Source organism: Anabaena sp. TISTR 8404 (assembly GCF_056847745.1).
Genome location: NZ_CP180578.1, coordinates 1,128,743 through 1,147,007, shown reverse-complemented (window position 1 = coordinate 1,147,007; position 18,265 = coordinate 1,128,743). Strand labels below are relative to the sequence as shown.

Annotated in this window: 16 protein-coding genes; 12 read left to right on the top strand and 4 right to left on the bottom strand. The window is 41.5% G+C overall.

Annotated elements, in window-relative coordinates; translation table 11 throughout:
• Window positions 1-142 precede the first annotated feature (142 nt).
• Entirely contained in the window at window positions 143-865 is a 723-nt protein-coding gene (locus ACMX3D_RS04885) for a response regulator (RefSeq protein WP_482750335.1), read from the top strand.
• A 44-nt stretch (window positions 866-909) separates the two neighbouring features.
• Here ACMX3D_RS04885 and ACMX3D_RS04880 read toward each other — a convergent pair whose 3' ends face one another.
• A complete protein-coding gene (locus ACMX3D_RS04880; RefSeq protein WP_482750334.1) occupies window positions 910-2,265 on the bottom strand; it encodes a lipid-A-disaccharide synthase-related protein in 1,356 nt (451 codons plus the stop codon).
• 325 nt (window positions 2,266-2,590) lie between these two features.
• On the opposite strand from ACMX3D_RS04880, the gene ACMX3D_RS04875 reads away from it, so the two are divergent.
• From ACMX3D_RS04875 to ACMX3D_RS04860, 4 genes are all read left to right on the top strand, one after another.
• On the top strand, window positions 2,591-4,618 hold the full coding sequence (locus ACMX3D_RS04875; RefSeq protein ID WP_482750333.1) for a BamA/TamA family outer membrane protein: 2,028 nt from the start codon (window positions 2,591-2,593) through the stop codon (window positions 4,616-4,618).
• A gap of 71 nt (window positions 4,619-4,689) precedes the next feature.
• Window positions 4,690-5,109, top strand: a complete 420-nt coding sequence (locus ACMX3D_RS04870; RefSeq protein WP_482750332.1) for an ester cyclase — start codon at window positions 4,690-4,692, stop codon at window positions 5,107-5,109.
• Window positions 5,110-5,476: 367 nt separating this feature from the next.
• Complete coding sequence (locus ACMX3D_RS04865) at window positions 5,477-6,457, top strand: ABC transporter substrate-binding protein (RefSeq protein ID WP_482750331.1); 981 nt, start codon at window positions 5,477-5,479, stop codon at window positions 6,455-6,457.
• 9 nt (window positions 6,458-6,466) lie between these two features.
• On the top strand, window positions 6,467-8,278 hold the full coding sequence (locus ACMX3D_RS04860) for a diguanylate cyclase (RefSeq protein ID WP_482750330.1): 1,812 nt from the start codon (window positions 6,467-6,469) through the stop codon (window positions 8,276-8,278).
• Between the two features lie 4 nt (window positions 8,279-8,282).
• On the opposite strand, the gene tftA is transcribed toward ACMX3D_RS04860, so the two are convergent.
• Window positions 8,283-9,635 carry a hormogonium tapered terminus morphoprotein TftA gene (tftA, locus tag ACMX3D_RS04855; protein WP_482750329.1) on the bottom strand — a complete coding sequence of 451 codons (1,353 nt, stop codon included), beginning with the start codon at window positions 9,633-9,635 and terminating at the stop codon, window positions 8,283-8,285.
• A 162-nt stretch (window positions 9,636-9,797) separates the two neighbouring features.
• On the opposite strand from tftA, the gene dnaG reads away from it, so the two are divergent.
• Window positions 9,798-11,711: a DNA primase gene (gene dnaG / locus ACMX3D_RS04850; RefSeq protein ID WP_482752276.1), complete on the top strand. Its 1,914-nt coding sequence runs from the start codon at window positions 9,798-9,800 to the stop codon at window positions 11,709-11,711.
• 249 nt (window positions 11,712-11,960) lie between these two features.
• On the opposite strand, the gene ACMX3D_RS04845 is transcribed toward dnaG, so the two are convergent.
• Complete coding sequence (locus ACMX3D_RS04845) at window positions 11,961-12,317, bottom strand: ArsR/SmtB family transcription factor (protein WP_482750328.1); 357 nt, start codon at window positions 12,315-12,317, stop codon at window positions 11,961-11,963.
• 80 nt (window positions 12,318-12,397) lie between these two features.
• On the opposite strand from ACMX3D_RS04845, the gene trxA reads away from it, so the two are divergent.
• The 6 genes from trxA (at window position 12,398) to ACMX3D_RS04815 (ending at window position 17,495) form a co-directional block, all read left to right on the top strand.
• Entirely contained in the window at window positions 12,398-12,730 is a 333-nt protein-coding gene (gene trxA, locus ACMX3D_RS04840) for a thioredoxin (protein WP_482750327.1), read from the top strand.
• Between the two features lie 225 nt (window positions 12,731-12,955).
• The gene (locus ACMX3D_RS04835; RefSeq protein WP_482750326.1) at window positions 12,956-13,621 is read left to right on the top strand and encodes a nitroreductase family protein; all 666 of its coding nucleotides are present in this window, start codon (window positions 12,956-12,958) and stop codon (window positions 13,619-13,621) included.
• Window positions 13,622-13,711: 90 nt separating this feature from the next.
• Window positions 13,712-14,410, top strand: a complete 699-nt coding sequence (locus ACMX3D_RS04830; RefSeq protein WP_482752275.1) for a glutathione binding-like protein — start codon at window positions 13,712-13,714, stop codon at window positions 14,408-14,410.
• A 223-nt stretch (window positions 14,411-14,633) separates the two neighbouring features.
• The gene (locus ACMX3D_RS04825) at window positions 14,634-15,827 is read left to right on the top strand and encodes an MFS transporter (RefSeq protein WP_482750325.1); all 1,194 of its coding nucleotides are present in this window, start codon (window positions 14,634-14,636) and stop codon (window positions 15,825-15,827) included.
• 13 nt (window positions 15,828-15,840) lie between these two features.
• A complete protein-coding gene (locus ACMX3D_RS04820; protein ID WP_482750324.1) occupies window positions 15,841-16,647 on the top strand; it encodes an alpha/beta fold hydrolase in 807 nt (268 codons plus the stop codon).
• A gap of 23 nt (window positions 16,648-16,670) precedes the next feature.
• Window positions 16,671-17,495, top strand: a complete 825-nt coding sequence (locus ACMX3D_RS04815; protein WP_482750323.1) for a class I SAM-dependent methyltransferase — start codon at window positions 16,671-16,673, stop codon at window positions 17,493-17,495.
• Window positions 17,496-17,543: 48 nt separating this feature from the next.
• Here ACMX3D_RS04815 and ACMX3D_RS04810 read toward each other — a convergent pair whose 3' ends face one another.
• On the bottom strand, window positions 17,544-18,155 hold the full coding sequence (locus tag ACMX3D_RS04810; protein ID WP_482750322.1) for a pyridoxamine 5'-phosphate oxidase family protein: 612 nt from the start codon (window positions 18,153-18,155) through the stop codon (window positions 17,544-17,546).
• Window positions 18,156-18,265: the final 110 nt, after the last annotated feature.

Below are 18,265 nucleotides of genomic sequence, written 5' to 3'. Positions count from 1 at the left end.
TAAAAACTTGGAAATTCCTACTTCTATCGGTGGATGCAAGACCTTTGCAATATCATCTATCTTTGGGTTGGGAAAATTTAGATAACGTAGCTTACAAAAGCAGTACTTTAGCAGACGCAATCAAAGAAGAGTGAGTTTAGCAATGAACGAAATCAGCATTGTTTTAATTGAGGATCACGATCTAACCAGAATGGGGCTGAAGGCTGCATTGCAGTCGCACAGCGGTTTGAAAGTAATTGGAGAAGCGGCAAATGCCACCCAAGGCATGAAACTTTTAGAAACAGCGAAGCCAGATGTTGCAGTGGTAGACATTGGCTTACCTGACATGGATGGGATTGAACTCACCCGCAAATTTAGACGTTACCAAGCAGAATCTGGACAAACAGCTACCAAGATCCTCATCTTGACAATGGATCATACAGAGGATGCAGTATTGGCAGCGTTTGCAGCAGGTGCAGATTCTTATTACATGAAAGAAACCAGCATCAGCAAGTTAACAGAAGCTATTCAAGCAACTTTTGGTGGTAACTCCTGGATTGATCCTGCGATCGCTAATGTGGTATTACGCAAGATGCGCCAAGGCATTCCTGGTGAAGCCCAAAACGGTGACAAACCCAAGACCGTGAAAATCGAAGCATTAGCAACCGAATACGAACAAGTTCTAGAAACCTATCCCCTCACCCAACGAGAATTAGAAATTTTAGAATTAATCGTCGCTGGGTGCAGCAACGGTCAAATCGCCGAAAAACTCTACATCACCGTTGGTACAGTCAAAACCCACGTCCGCAACATCTTAAATAAACTCTGCGCCGATGACCGTACCCAAGCCGCTGTGCGTGCCTTACGTTCTGGGTTAGTAGCATAAGTATGAAGATTGAAGGCTGAAGTCAGAAATTGATATTTCATACTTCATACTTCATACTTCATCCTTTCGCGTAAACAATCAGCAATTCGTCGTGCCGCACCTGGTTGACCCATTCGCCGCCACCCATTTTCAGCGATGACTTGTAAGCTGTCAGGATTTTGCAGCAGCGATCGCATCACCTTCGCTGCTTGGTTTGGCTGCTCAATTAAAATCAAAGAAGATCCTAAAAGACGGCTTTGAGCTTCTGCAAAAGCGGGATTGTATTGCGGCCCCTGACCGGGAATTGCGATCGCGGGTTTGCCTAAACCAACAAATTGTTCTGTAGCTGTACCTGCCATTGCGATCGCCACATCTCCTAAGTGTAAGCAATCGTTATAAGCTTGTTGGGAGATGAGTAAATAAGCATTGCGTTGCTTCAAGATTAAAGCATTGGCATCAGGTAGAGAAATTGGAGATTCTGTATGGGGTCGCCAACCTTGAACGTGTAAGCTAGGAGTTAATTGGTTAATATCTAGTCCAGGAGCGATCGCAGCTAAAAACACCACACTACCAGAAGTATGCGCTATGGAATCTCGCTCCTGAAAACTAGCTATTAAAGCAGATACAGCCTCCAGAATCACTTGCCAATTGTGATAAGCTTCCGGTGGGCGAGAACCAGGGAGAAGTGTTATCACTAATGGCCGCGCAAGTTCTGTTTGTTGAGCATCAGTAGTATAAAATCTTTGCAGCCCAAAGCTGGGTTCTAAATTATCCATCATCGGGTTTCCCACATCAACAGCCGGAATCGGCCATTGTTTGAGTATTTCCGTAGTCAAAGCATCTCTGGGAAACACCGCCAGACAACGGCGACGACTCATTAACCAACGTTCCCAAGGATGGTAAATTGAACCAGAAAAATTTTCCCAACGTGCCGATTTTGATTTGCGTGGGATCAATCCTGTTTCATCCCGCACATAGTACTCAGATTTCGCCGTGCCGACAAACGCATAATTCGTCCCACTAAAATACGCAAATAACAGCGGTACAATATCCCCCACAGCTAAAATAGCTGTTTGTTTACCAGATTTTTTTTGCGAACTTACCCAACGCCGCATTGCTTGAATTTGGCTGATAGTTAGCTGTACTAAACCGCCGCGTACATCCCGCATAAGTTGACGGTTATCCATATATATAAAACCACCAGAAGGCATCGTCCGCACTGAACCAATCAAGGGAATACCCAACTGTTGATAAGCGTGTCCTTCACCCACCAACGGCAAAGCAAAAATCTCTGGTGAATTTGATTGTTGCTGGAAGGCTTGCAAAATGCGGACTGCAATTATATCTTCGCCATGACCGTTACTTAATACTAGTAAGCGTAACCGCGAATTTGTAGATGGTGAACTAGAGGATTGACTCATAAGAAACAAAAAATTAATATTAACGGTCAACATAATTTGTAATTGATAATTCGTAATTAACCCATAGCTAAGGGTTTAAAGCTTATTATTTCCATCAATAAATTGAGGAAACCACTGCTTTTGTAAGCGAGTGGCGTAGGCTTGCATCCTTTAATTACGAATTACGAATTAACGTGGTGTGCAACTTTCTCTCAAACCTAACCCCCAACCCCTTCCCTACCAGGGAAGGGGAGCAAGAATCAAAGCCTCTCTCCTTATAGGGGAGAGGTTTGGAGAGGGGTTTTCAGAATAAGTCGCACATCCCATAATTAGTAATTATTTTGTTATGCAAATTTCTAAAACAGCAATTTTAACTTTAGCTACTTTAGCGGCTAGTAATGTCACTCAACAAGCACTAGCTGCACCAACTACTTCAGCAAACGAGACGAAAAAAGACGTAGTAGTTCCTGTGATTGAAGAAACGCCCACAAGAATAGAAGCAATTTCATCACCGGAAACCGACGTTACGCCCCAGTTTTCGCCAAAACCCACAGTCATTAATCAAAATTCTCCCGTAGTACTTGCTCCAGTTAATCAGAGTAATACTAGCGTTAAACTTTCTGCATCCCCAACAACAGACAATAACTTAGTCGTCACAGCGACAGATGTCCAGATAGTAGGTGCAACTCCTGAATTGCAAGAAATTGTCCGCCGAGTCATCAAAACCCAAACTGGGGGAGACACCAGCCAAAACCAGTTACAAAAAGATGTAGCAGCGATTTTAGAGACTGGTTTATTTACCAATGCCAACGTCAACAGCCGCAGCACAGCCGCAGGGTTGAGTGTAACGTATCAAGTGCAACCAGTAATAGTGCGATCGCTACAACTTTCCGGTGCAAAGGTACTAACTTATCAAGTAGTTCTGGAACGGTTTCAGCCGCAAATTGGTAGCGCCATCAGTCCAGCCGGACTGCAAAAAGCTGTAGAACAGGTAAACAAATGGTACGCCGACAATGGTTATAACTTGGCGCGGGTGTTATCAATTAAACCTAGCAATGAGGGAATTCTTAATATCAACGTTGCCGAAGGTTTGGTAGCTGATATTAAATTTCGCTTTGTCAATGATGATGGTCAAACCGTTGATAGCAAAGGTAATCCTGTTAGCGGACGTACCAAACCAGAGTTTCTCCGCCAGCAAATTCAACTGAAACCAGGGCAAATCTTTCAAGAAAAATTAGTCCAGCAAGACATCCAACAACTATATCGTACAGGCTTATTTTCTAGTGTGAATGTTGCTTTAGAAGGTGATGCAACCAAATTAGATTTAGTTTATGAACTGAAAGAAAATGGAGCGCGAGCGATTAACTTAGGTGGGAGTTATAACGCCGACCAAGGAATAATTGGCACTGTCAATTATCAAGACCAAAACGTTGCTGGTAAGAACAATATTTTAAATCTGAATGTTGGTATAAGTAGCCGTGACTTGCAATTTGATGGGAAATTAATTAATCCTTATCGCCCTAATAATCCTGATAGCTTAGGTTACACCATTAATGGCTTTCGTCGCCAAGAACTTTCCGAAACCTTTGACGACACCATCAAATTAGCCAACGGCGATAAAGTCCGGGAAGGACAAATTGGTGGTAGTGTGAGCTTGCAAAGACCGATTGACGGCTGGGATGCTTCTTTAGGATTGAATTATACAAGAACTACAATTCGCGATCGCCAAGGTAATATTAACTCAACCGATGCCCTAGGCAATCCCTTATCTGCCAGTGGTACAGGTATTGATGACTTGACTACCGTATCTTTCAGCGCTGCCAAAGATAATAGAGATAACCCTCTCAACCCGACTCAAGGTTCCTTACTGAAATTGAGTACAGAACAATCAATTCCCATTGGTCAAGGAAATATTTCCCTCAACCGCGTTACAGCGAATTATAGCCAATACGTGCCAGTCAAGGTATTCGACAGTAACCAACCACAAGTATTTGCTTTAAATGTCCAAGCTGGTACTGTAATTGGAGATTTGCCGCCTTACGAAGCCTTTAACTTAGGTGGTTCCAACTCTGTGCGCGGTTACGATGCAGGCAAAGTTGGGAGTGGACGCAGTTACGTTTTAGCTTCCGCAGAATACCGCTTTCCTATCCTACCCATAGTTGGCGGTGTTTTATTTGCCGACTTCGGCACAGACTTAGGTTCTGGTAGCACTGTTTTAGGAGATCCTGCTGGTGCGCGTGATAAACCCGGTTACGGCTTTGGTTATGGTGCTGGTGTGCGCTTAGATTCACCATTGGGGTTAATTCGGGCTGACTACGGCATTAACGACCAAGGAGAAAGCAAAGTGCATTTGGGCATAGGACAGCGGTTTTAACAGTGTTTACTCTTGACTCTGGTTGGATATGACGGTATTTAAATGCTTAACACCCTGTCATAACTCCAACCATGTCTACCGAACAAACCAAAGCCGTTGCTCTAGAATTCTACCAAGCCTTTGACAATAGCAATGTTGAACAAGCAAAAAAAGTCATAGCAGCAAATTTTACTGCACATACAACAGGTGCATCAGAACCTCTCGATTTAGATGGCTTTATAGAGTACGGACTGATGATGCGTTCTGCCTTTCCTGATGGGAAGCATACATTTGAAGATGTGATTGTTGAAGGAGATAAAGTCGTTACTCGTGGTACATTCAGCGGTACTCATCAGGGAGAATTACTAGGTTTTCCGCCCACAGGTGAGCAAGTTAAATTTGCAGTCATGCACATAGACCATATAATTGATGGCAAAGTCGCCGAACACTGGGGACAGGCTGACATCATGGCATTGATGCAACAACTTGGTATTCTTCCACCATCAATGTAAGTAACTGAAAACTATCTGAGAAAAACTCAGCGCTACTCTGCGTTTGACAAATTCTTCCGTTTTTAAATTGTATACACAATAACTTTAATTAAAGCTAACAGTGAAAGTTTTGGAGAAATATTTAAACTTCCCCAAAACTCTTTCTTATTGAAAAAAAAGGCTTTTGATCCTGGCAACAGGGAACAGTTTTTTCCTTTTACTTGTTCCCTCAGACGCGACAGACGGGATTAATCACGATTATTTATAGGCTTAGTTCCAAAAGACATAGAGTAAAACTTAAAGGGAACAGTTTTTTTCTGTTGCCTGTTCTCTGCACGGCGACAGGCGGGAGTGATAATAAGTATTTATGGGCTTGGTTCCAACTTTTATGTTTAAACTACTTAAATATGTGAGTATTTTTCTGATTATTGCCTGTTTGCTATTGGCTTGTCATGCTTGGAAACCAACTGAATTCAAAAGCTCTCCCTTGAAAGTGCAATTTGCATCTTTTGTTGGAGAGTATCCAGGCATCATTGCGCAAGAAAAAGGGTTTTTTAAAGCCCAAGGCGTAGATGTGGAACTAATTTATAAACGATACACCCAATTGGAAAGAGCAAATTTTAGCGCAGGTAAGTATGACGGCATTACAGCGTCTTTGGGAAGTTTTATCATCTTAAGTGCCACAAATCCCGATATACAAAGTGTGCTTGTTATAGATGAATCAATAGGAGCAGATGTGGTAGTCGCCCAATCAAAAATTAGAACCATCGCTGACTTGAAAGGGAAAAAAATAGGTACAAATCTCGGCGGTTTTAGCGAAGTTTTCGTGACTGAGATGTTAAAAAGTGCAAACTTAACCAGTGATGATGTGAACTTAGTGAAATTAGAGGCTTTAGAAATTCCTCAATTCCTGAAAAATAATGCTATTCAAGCCGGACACACTTGGGAACCATACCTTTCTGAAGCTATTAAATCAGGAGGAAAAATCCTATTTACCAGCAAACAAACCCCTGGCTTGATTTTAGATCTAATGATCTTTCGTGGTGATACAATTCGCGATCGCCCAGAAGACATTCGTGCATTTGTGCGAGGATGGCTACAAGCCTCAGCCTACTGGAAAGCCAATGTTCAGGAAGGCAACGCTATCATCAGCAAAGCATTAAAAATTCCTAGCAATACACTTTCTCTAGAGGGCGTAAACCTCACTGATTTAGGTGAAAATAAAAAATTATTTGAATCTAGCAACCCTCACTCCATCTATAAAACTGCCAAAATATATGCAGACTTTTTTATTCGCTCTGGAAACATGACGCGTATTCCTGAGCTAAAAAGTTTGTTTAATTCTTCCTTCTTGCACCCTGCCTCCTAGTTTAAAGCTATGCAGCATACTTTTTTGGGGAGCATCCGAACGAAGTTAATTACTTCGTTTCTTATTGTTGCTTTGATTCCATTGCTGTTATTGACATTTATCAACAAACAGACAACTGAAAAAGCATTAACTGACAACGCTCGACAAGCCCTATCTGCGGCGGCTAACGAAACTGCTAACAGAATAGATGCTTTTATTGATGGAAATCTCAATGCTGTACGTGTAGAGGCAATTTTACCAGGGTTGGCACGCTACCTTAGCCTAATTCCAAGCCAGCGAGATGACAGCCCCGAAATGCAATTGGCGACAGAAACATTAATGCGTCTCAGTCGCAAAGATATGCTTAATATTCTCTCTTATGCTTTGCTCGACTTAAACGGGAAAAATGTATTGGATACACATACATCAAATATTGGCAAAGATGAATCAGTTCAAAATTATTTTAAAAAACCATTGGAAACTGGCTTATCATTTGTTTCTGGCATGAAGCGATCGCTGATAATTCCTGACCTTGTTAGCCTGTGTTTTAGTAGTCCGGTTCGCAATGCCAAGGGAGATATATTAGGTGTATTGCGTGTTTCATACAATGCTACTGTTGTTCAACAGTTAGTAACTCGGCAAACTGAACGGGCTGGGGCAGAATCCTTTGCTATTCTTTTAGATGAAAATAATATTTATTTAGCACATAGCACCGCACCAAAATTACTTTTTAAATCAATTGTGCCTCTACCTTTGAATGTTGTAAATCAACTACAAAGTCAAGGACGTTTGCTTAATTCGCCTGGTCAAGAATTAGCAACTAATGAGTTAAAGCTGAAGCAAGCATTAGATAATAAACAGTCATATTTAATTTCACCTTTGTCAGCAACAGGTAATCAAGTTAATTTAATTGCGATCGCTCATTTACAATATAAACCTTGGTCTGTGTTGTTTGCACAGCCCCTTGCTGTTGCTCTAGCACCAGTAGAACAGCAAATTCGTCACGCAATGCTTCTATTGGCAATTATCGCTTCAGTAGTGACAATCATCGCTTTTGCTATTGGGCAACTACTAACAAAGCCAATAATTTACCTTACCAATATAGTTTTTCAGTTTACCGCAGGTAACTTAGATATCCGCGCCAAAATTAACTCAAAAGATGAAATCGGTCAACTGGCGAAATCGTTTAACAATATGGTACTTCAGTTACAAACATCTTTTGAAACTTTGGAACAAAGAGTACAACAGAGAACAGCAGAGTTATTAATTGCTAAAGAAAAAGCCGAAGCTGCAAATCAGAAACTCGAACAACTGGTAAATCTAGATGGTTTGACTCAACTGGCTAACCGTCGCTGCTTAAATGAACGACTGCAAGGAGAATGGCAACGCCTTGCACGAGAACAACAGCCCCTATCACTGATTTTATTAGATGTTGATCAATTCAAACTTTACAACGATTACTATGGTCATCTTACAGGCGATGATTGTCTCATTAGAATAGGGCAAACAGTACAACAGACAGTTCATCGTTCTACTGACTTAGTGGCGCGTTACGGTGGAGAAGAATTTTTGGTAATACTACCCAATACTGACTTAGCAGGAGCGATCAAGATAGCGCAAGATATTCAGCAAGCAATTCATGCGCTGGCTATTCCTCATGTACATTCTGATGTTAAAGATATAGTTACTGTTAGTTTAGGTATCACTTCTGCTATACCCACTTGGGACATCAACCCAGATACACTCATCGCTTCAGCCGATGAAGCACTGTACAATGCTAAACGCAAGGGGCGCGATCGCTATTGTACTCATTTAGATATATACAGCAAGGAACAGGGTTGAAAGGTTACATTAACCCTGCTGATTCATACAACCGTTGCACCATAGCTGTAATCTTCGCTCCATAGTCTAAATCTGCTGACCAACGACCGGAAAGCTGGCTAATCAAAGGCGCAATTCCGCGAGTGACAAAGCGAAACCTAGGGTCAACCACTTCATTGACCAAAGGTTCTAAACTGGCATAAGCTTTTAAATGTTGAATATGCGCCCTGACTCCAATTCTGGAATTTTCAAAGGAAGCTGCATCTACACCACCACCAATACTACCAAGTCCGGCAAAGTTATTTTGTTCCGGCCTAATATCCCCACCAAAGCGTAAAAATCCGGTTTCTACGCACATTTGGCAAAAAGCGATATCGTAATTTACACCTTCGGTTGTGGCTTCTTCTCGATACAGTTTTGGTAAGTCAGGAAACTTGACTAAAGCATTTTCATTATTATTTCTCAGAAATAGTTGTAGCTGTACTTCTGAAGTATTGCCACGAGAAATAATTTGATCAATTTGACCAGGACAAATCACTAAAATCGAACGTAAATTAACAGTGCGCGTTCCACTATCCCAACTGACGGAAATATTGAAATCCCGCAATTCCACTGCTTTAACATATACTACTCTGCGGTAAGTAATACGGTTGACATTTGGTGCTTTTGTTAACTCAATTCGCAAGCGGTCTACTAAATCAACCGGAATATAAGCATTACCATTGACTAATATTCCTTGCTCTGCGTATTTCTGCCCGTTAATGTTGATATTAATAGATGGATAAGTTGTTTCAGTGGGTGTTCCTGGTGCGGGGTCAATAACACGACTCCAAGATGCTAGTCCGTCAGCAATACCTAAGGCAAAATCACGGCGACGGTTTTGCAGCAATGCGCGGTCATCGGGGCTGCTGAGAAATCCGATTTGCATTAATAATGAAGGCAGTGTAGTTTGGCGACAGAATGCTAAACGTCCCAAGCCACTATCTGTATCTGGCTTAACGCCGCGATTTGGTAACTGCGGAACACGGCGTAACAATCCTACTAACAACAGTTCAGCATTACTTTTGCGCTCATTATTATTAGCAATGTAAAACACACTAGACCCACGCACAGTCGGACTGCTGGCGGAATCTGCATGAATTTCGAGAGCGACATCACCCCGACGACCACGAGAATTGATCCAAGCGATGGTGTCTGCGGCGCTTAAATCGTCTGGAACTGCCAAAACTTCAAAAGTCCGCGCCCGCAATTCTGTGACAATTAAATCCCGCAGCAAAATCATTTCTCTAGCTTCGGTGGTTCCACCTGCGATCGCACCTGGATCGATTCCTCCAGCTTCTTTGCCACCGTGAGCCGCCGAAATAAATATACGCCCCATCTTCAGTATTTCCTCTTAAAATATTCAGCGTAAGCAATTCTATACATGATTCTTCGTCTAGCAACAAGAATATAATAGTTATGAGAAGTCAATGGTCATTAGTCAAGAGTCCATAGTCTATTGTATTGACCATTGACCATTGACCCTTGACCATTGACTAGAATGCAAATTCCCCGCTTGCACCCAGACACAATTGAGGAAATTAAACAACGTGCGGATATTGTGGATGTTATCTCAGAACACGTAGTTTTACGCAAGCGTGGTAAAGATTTTGTCGGTTTGTGTCCGTTCCATAATGAGAAAAGTCCTAGCTTTACAGTCAGCCAAAGTAAGCAAATGTATTATTGCTTTGGCTGTCAAGCTGGCGGAAATGCGATTAAGTTTTTGATGGATTTGGGGAAACAGTCGTTCACAGAAGTAGTGCTAGATTTGGCGCGGCGTTACCAAGTGAGTGTGCAAACCCTAGAACCTGAGCAAAGACAAGAATTACAGCGTCAATTATCGTTGCGTGAACAATTATACGAAGTTCTCGCGGCGACAGCACATTTTTATCAACACGCTTTGCGGCAAACTCAGGCGCAAAAGGCGTTGCAGTATTTGCTCACCAATCGCAAACTCAAGGAAGAAACAATTGGTCAGTTTGGGTTGGGTTACGCTCCCCCAGGTTGGGAAACTTTGTACCGCTATTTGGTGGAAAATAAACATTACCCAGTGCAATTGGTAGAAAAAGCCGGATTGATTAAGCCGCGTAAAGAAGGCGGTGGTTATTATGATGTATTTCGCGATCGCCTGATGATTCCCATCCGCGATATTCAAGGACGAGTTATCGCATTTGGTGGTAGAACTTTAACAGACGAACAGCCAAAATATCTCAATTCACCAGAAACAGAACTATTTAATAAAGGTAAAACTTTATTTGCAATCGACTTAGCTAAAAATGGGATTGCTCAACTTGACCAAGCTGTGGTAGTAGAAGGATATTTTGATGCGATCGCACTTCATGCTGCGGGTATCAACAACGCTGTTGCTTCTCTGGGTACAGCCCTCAGCTTAGAACAAGTCAAATTAGTACTACGTTACACCGACTCTAAACAGTTAGTTCTCAACTTTGATGCCGATAAAGCTGGTACTAATGCAGCGGAACGAGCAATTGGCGAAATTGCTGATTTAGCCTACAAAGGCGAAGTCCAACTCAAAATTCTCAATATCCCCGATGGTAAAGATGCTGACGAATACTTGCACACTCATACCACAGAAGATTATCAAAGCTTATTAGTAAATGCTCCACTGTGGCTAGACTGGCAAATTCAGCAAATTACTAAAGATCGTGATTTAAAACAAGCAACTGATTTTCAGCAGGTAACTCAGCAGATAGTCAAGTTACTGAAAAATATAGTTAATAATGATACTCGCAACTATTACGTTTCGCGCTGTGCCGAAATTCTCAGCTTGGGAGACGCTAGATTAATACCTTTACGAGTGGAAAACTTACTGACTCAAATTGCTCCGGCTGTAGCTACATTTTCTAAGCCGACACCAACAAAAAGAGAATCGGGAAATACAAAAAAATCTTCCATCCCCCAAACAGACCGCAGTCTTTTAGAACAAGCCGAAGCTTTATTAATAAGAATATACCTACACTGTCCCGAACAGCGACAAGCAATTATTAACGAACTTGAGGAACGAAATTTAGATTTTAGTCTGTCTCATCATCGGTTTTTGTGGGGACAAATTTTAGAATTAACAACCGAGCAAGTTAATCTAATCTCCAGTTTGCAAGATAGATACTTAGAATTAGCGGAAGAAATAGAATTAATCTCACATTTGTTTCATTTGAATGAGACAGGCAAAAAAGAAATACTACGCACTCCCCAAGTTGTGCAAGCTGCAACCGCTTGCATGGAGAGAGTTTTGCGAGAAAAACGCTATCGTCACTTTTTAGAACTTTGGCAAGAAACTGATCCAGAAACAGAACCAGAAAGATGGCGATCGTATTATGAGGCATTCTACGCTGAAAAAATTAAACTTCAAGAACTCGATCGCCAGCGACAATTTTCACTCACTGATTTGCTTTAACGTGAGTTAGATAAACCTCTCCCTGCTGGCCTCCTTCTCCTCAAAGGCTACGGTGTCCACAAAAGTCAAAAATTTTCATGTTGAAGCCATTCCCGCCTAGAACTAAAGTTCCTCTCTCATAGCCAAAGTCCACTTAAGTAGACTGAATTTTTCTTTGAGTCCTCTTGAGAGGACTTGCACTATGAGACTCGGAATTTATCCCGAGGCGGGACTATTGAAACTGAATAGTTTATTTCTAAAAGTTAACTATTAACTATTGACTCTTGACCATTGACCATTGACTATTGACTTTTGAGACAACAATGGTTGCGCTGATCGCAACACTGCTTCTAATAAACCAGGAAATAACACTTCTAAATCTTCCTGGCGCAATCTATTAATGTGCTGGGTTCCTTCTTTGTGAGTCAAGACTACTCCCGATTCTCGCAGTATCTTGAAGTGGTTGGACATGGTAGACTTGGCGATCGCAAAATCAAAATCGGCACAGCATTGCTCCCCTTTACTCGCTAACAACCGCACAATCTCTAGCCTCACTGGGTCGCCTAATGCGTACAATACCGCAGGTAACGATATATCTTTTCTGTCTGGGTGATATAAAAATCTCATACTTGTATTATCTCTCAAACTAGCGTATATTTTAATTATTCGATAAAATCGAATAAACGAATTAAATCAGGAAGGCAACCATGTCATCCGTTACAAATGTCACAGAATCCACGTTCAAGCCAGAAGTTCTAGATAGTGACGTTCCAGTTTTAGTAGATTTTTGGGCCCCTTGGTGTGGCCCTTGTCGGATGGTAGCGCCAGTTGTTGATGAAGTTGCCAATGAATACGAAGGCCAGATCAAAGTGGTGAAGGTGAACACGGATCAAAATCCCACTGTTGCCAGCCATTACGGAATTCGTACCATACCCACACTCATGATATTTAAGGGTGGGCGGCAAGTAGATACGGTTGTCGGTGCAGTGCCAAAATCTACATTAACTAAGACTTTAGCACAGCATATTTCACAGCAATAATTGAGTGCTGAGTACTGGGTGCTGAGTGCTAAGTGAATCAATTTTGGATTTTGGATTGGGACAATCTTTCAATCTAAAATCTAAAATTATTCTGCCTCTTGCCTTCTCCTAACGATAAATATTTACTCCTAATAGCCAAATATTTATCAATAGTTAAATCTGCTAGTCAGCAGGTAACCGAATATATAATGCCTGTAACCTTCCTACCTTTCAGGGGAAAATCTCATGAATCCGACCACTCAGACGAAAGCTTTGGATGTACCAACTGCTATTCTTCAGCGTCGTTCTATCAAAACTTTTAAAACAGACCCCATTGCCCCAGAATTACTCAAGCAACTGGTAGAGTTAACTGTAGCTGCACCCAGTAGTTTTAATATTCAAGACTGGCGGATTATTCTGGTGCAAGATGAAGCACAAAAACAAGCTTTAGCCGCCGCTTCCTGGAATCAAAAACAAGTTATCGAAGCACCTGTAACTTTTGTGTTCGCAGCTGATACCACCGCTGGCGAACAAGATTTGACTCCAATTTTAGAGCAGGGATTGCAAACTGGGGCTTGGAATGAAGGTACAGTTAACTACTTTAGAAATTCAATCCCCCAATTCCAAGCTGGGTTAGGAGACAAGCGGCGGGAATATGCCATCAAAGATGCAATCATTGCTTCCACTCATTTAGTATTAGCTGCCGAAAGCTTGGGGTTATCCACCTGCTTTATGAATGGCTGGATTGAAGAAAAAGTAAAAGAAGTGATTGGTGCAGCAGATGATCCAAATTTAGCGATCGCTGTTATTGTTCCTGTAGGTTATGCCGCAGAACCTCGCTTAAATCCAGGCCGCTTACCATTTTCTTACAACGTATTTGTAGATAGAGTCGGTAATCCATATCAAGGTTAGAAAATAGGGGTGCAAGGGTGCAAGGGTGTGAGGGATTTAATACTCAGCACTCAGCACTCAGCACTCAGCACTCAAATGGAGAATCAAATCATGATTGAACTTTACTATTGGACAACACCCAACGGTCATAAAATCACGATGTTTCTGGAAGAAGCTGAACTACCCTACAAAATTGTGCCGATAAATATTGGCGCTGGGGAGCAATTTCAACCAGATTTTCTCAAGATTTCTCCTAATAATCGTATCCCGGCGATCGTTGACCACGAACCAACAGATGGCGGTGCGCCAATCTCAGTTTTTGAATCTGGGGCAATTTTGCTGTATTTGGCAGAAAAAACCGGGAAATTAATTCCTTCAGATACCAGAAAACGAGTAGAAGTACTTCAGTGGTTGTTTTGGCAAATGGCAGGTTTAGGGCCAATGGCGGGACAAAATCACCACTTTAGCAACTATGCACCCGAAAAAATTGAATATGCAATCAATCGCTATGTCAACGAAACAGGACGCTTATATGCAGTGCTAAATAAGCAACTGGCAGATAAAGAATTCATTGCTGGCGATTATTCCATTGCAGATATTGCTGCTTATCCTTGGATTGTGCCTCACACAAGTCAAAGTCAAAAACTAGAAGATTTTCCCAACATCCAGCGCTGGTTTGAAACAATTAAAGCTCGTCCCGCAACAATTCGCGCCTACGAGAAAGCCGAAGCGTTCAAAAATCAGGCATTAGATATCGAAAAATCACGCAATTTGTTGTTTAATCAATCAGCCAAAACAGTCGCAAATTAAATATCTTTGACATTGCTGAGTATAGTTTTGACTACAAAGTTAACTTGAGTCTGACGGACTGAAAAACCCCTCTCCAAACCTCTCCCCGAAGCGGGGAAAGGTTTTGAAACCAATAATTTTGTCTTCAAAACTAGAAAGATTTTTGCCCCTCTCCGCCTCGGAGAGGGGTTGGGGAGAGGTTCATCGAACTCAGCACTCAGCACTTTTTAATCAGGAGAACTAAGTGGGTAGGTTAGCAATAGGGCAAACAGGTAAAACACCTGTCTCTTTAGGACTGTTGGGTGCTGCTGCTTTTATGGTAATTGCCGATGTCCGGGTGATAGATCCGCTGCTGCATATTATTGCCAACGAATTTAATGTTGGTGTTGGTAGCGCGGCGGTGATTGTCTCAGCCTATACAATTCCCTACGGGTTGTTTCAGTTATTTTACGGGCCGTTGGGCGATCGCATCGGTAAATTACGAGTCATCACAGCAGCCTTGACAGCGTTTGCTGTGGGTACAGCGCTTTGTGCTTTTGTATCGAATATTGCTTTACTTACCTTACTGCGGTTTCTCACAGGGATGTTTGCCGCAGGTATCATTCCCGTCACCTTAGCCTACATCGGTGATAATTTTCCATATACAGAACGCCAAGCTGCTATTGGTAAATATTTGAGTGCGCTGGTACTTGGGCAAATTCTTGGCGGTAGTTTAGGCGGGATATTTGGGGAATATATTAGCTGGCGGGATATTTTTTTAGTATTCGGGATTGTTTCTTTAGCGATCGCTGGTTTACTATGGCGGGGAACGCGTCATTTTAAAGATGGAAATCGTTCCACAGAAAAATTCAGTTGGGCAACATTCAAGCCATATTACCAACTTCTGGCTCAACCAACTGCCCGAACTGTGATTGTGGCGGTATTTATTGAAGGCTTTTGCTTGATGGGAGCATTTGCTTACATTGGTGCATTTCTCCGCGATAGATACGGCTTACCCTATGTAACTATTGGGTTTATGTTGAGCAGTTTTGGCTTGGGTGGACTGATTTATAGCCGCAGCGTCAATTGGTTAGTGCAACGGTTAGGTGAAATTGGACTGATGGGTGCTGGCGGTTGGTTAATGTGCGTTGGCTTTTTAGCGATCGCATTATTGCACAATTGGGTATTGTTCATTCCTTTTAGCACCCTGATGGGGTTGGCTTTTTATATGATGCACAGTACCTTGCAAACCCAAGCCACAGAACTTGCACCAGAAGCACGAGGTACAGCAGTCTCGTTATTTGCCTTCAGCTTATTTATTGGTCAAGGAATTGGTGCAGCAGCCTTTGGTAGGATTGTAGATAATTTCGGCTATGTGCCTTGTTTTATGATTGCTGGAATTGCGATCGCCTTACTCGCAACCTGGTTAGTTAAAAAAGGCAACGCTGCAAAGAACTAATCACAAATGACAAATGCCAAAGGTTCAAGTTAACGGAATTGAATTATTTTACGAAATCAAAGGTACTGGTGAACCTTTGTTATTAATTGCTGGGTTTATGTGCGATCGCTCTTATTGGTCGCTATTACTTCCATACCTCGTTTCACAATATCAAGTTATTCGTTTTGATAACCGAGGCGTAGGACAAAGTTCTGCTCCCGATAGCCCTTATAGTATTCAGCAAATGGCCAATGATGCTGCTGCATTGCTGGAGATTATCGGCATTAATCCAGTACACGTCATAGGTCATTCAATGGGTGGTAAAATCGCCCAAGAAATAGCTTTATTATATCCTGAAAAAGTTAAAAGTTTAATTTTATTGGCTTCTTCTGCTAAAGGCGATGAGCGATTTAAAAGTATAATTGAAACTTGGGGTGATGTTGCCACAAAAGTAGATTTAAAGCTATACGAAAAACTTGTATTACCTTGGATATTTACCGAGAGTTTTTACTCTATTCCTGATATGGTAGATCAACTAATTGAGTGGGTAGTCAACTATCCTTTTGCACCTACATCACAGGGAATTTATCATCAAAGCCGAGCAATTATTAACCATGATACGTCAGATAGAATTCAAAACATTCATTGTCCAACTTTAGTGATGGTTGGCAAACAAGATATTCTCACTCCCTTAAAATGTTCTGAGCAACTTGCTCAAGGTATTCCTCAGTCTGAACTAGTAGTTGTTGAACATGGCGGTCATGGTTTTTTAATTGAATCAACAGAAGTAGTTGCGCAAGCCATACTTAAATTTTTAGCAAAGTGTCGGCAATTAATTTAATTAATAAAAAAGAATTCAGAACTATGGAAAACTTCAAACAAACAATAGCCAGCTTCTCTAATACAGACCTGGAAGTGCGAAAAAATTGGTATTCTTCAGCAGCAGAAGCTTATAACAAATCAAGACCCCGCTATCCTCAAAATTTAATTGATCAAGTTGTAGAAATTGCGCAACTCTCCCCAGAATCAAAAATTTTAGAAGTAGGATGTGGCCCAGCAACAGCAACCATATCATTCGCTCAATTAGGTTATTCAATGATTTGTTTAGAACCAAATCCAGATTTTTTTGAGTTAGCAAAACAAAATTGCCAACCTTATCAAAATGTAGAGATTCAAAATACATCTTTTGAGGAATGGAAGCTAGAGACAGATAAGTTTGATGCTGTTTTGGCAGCCAGTTCTTTTCACTGGATACCGCCAGAAGTAGGCTATCCAAAAGCAGCAAATGCTCTAAAAGAAAATGGTTATTTAATTTTATTGTGGAATAAAGAATTACAACCTAGTTATGAAGTTTACCAAAGCTTATCTCAAGTTTACCAAAAACACGCCCCATCTCTTGACCGTTATGAAACTTGGGAAACTCAACAAGAAGTATTCAAAGGATTCGAGAGTATAGTTAGTGATTCAGGACTATTTCAAGATATACGATTTGGGCAAGTTGTATGTGACGTAGTGTATAGTACCGACGAATATTTAACGCTGCTAAATACATACTCTCCATATCTGAAATTAGAGCCTGATAGCAAAAAAGCGTTATTTGCAGAATTAAGTGAACGAATAAACAATGACTTTGGTGGTAGTTTGCAACTTTCATATATCTCAGCTTTTCATGTTGGGCGAAAAGTTTAAAAGTGTTGCTGAATTGAGCTATGAATATTAAAAGTTTATTCTCTTCCATCAGACAGAAGGAGAATTGCGATCGCTTAACAATTTTTCTAATTCGGCAATTCGCGCTTGTAAAGGAGCCATCATTCCTTCAACCTCAGCCACAGAATAGCGGATAGGAATGTGTTGGGGACAATTCTCACTCACTGCTTCGACATGAAACAAAATCGCTCGTTCAATTTCTGCTGGATAGTCAGGGATTCGGAGTTGCTCAATTAAAGCTGCATCACCTTCAATATATTCGGCTTTTCCCCAAATTTTAATGCGTTTGCGGTGGCGATAATCCATTAAAAACAGAAATGCTTTGGCTTCTCCTGATAAGTTACCAACTGTGATGTACTGCACATTTCCGGAAAAGTCGGCAAAACCCAAGGTTTTGTCATTCAGGACTTTAAGAAAACCAGGCGCTCCACCGCGAAACTGGATATAAGGATAGCCATTAGAACTGACTGTTCCCAAATAAAACCCATCCAGACGAGCAATAAATTCGGCAATTTGTGGGGTAATTGCATCGTTAGCAGGGCCGTTAGCAATATAGCGTTCGTAAGTTTGCCGCGAACCCCGTTGTAACTGTGCGGCTTGAACTTCAGGCGTAAAAGCAATTTCTCCAAATTTGCGTGGCATAATGCGCTCCTAAACTGTAGCTGGTTCTTCAATGCCAATCATGCCGCTACCTATGCGGTGCATCTGTATGCTGTCATAATCGTTTTGCAGACTGGTAAGACAAAAGTAAA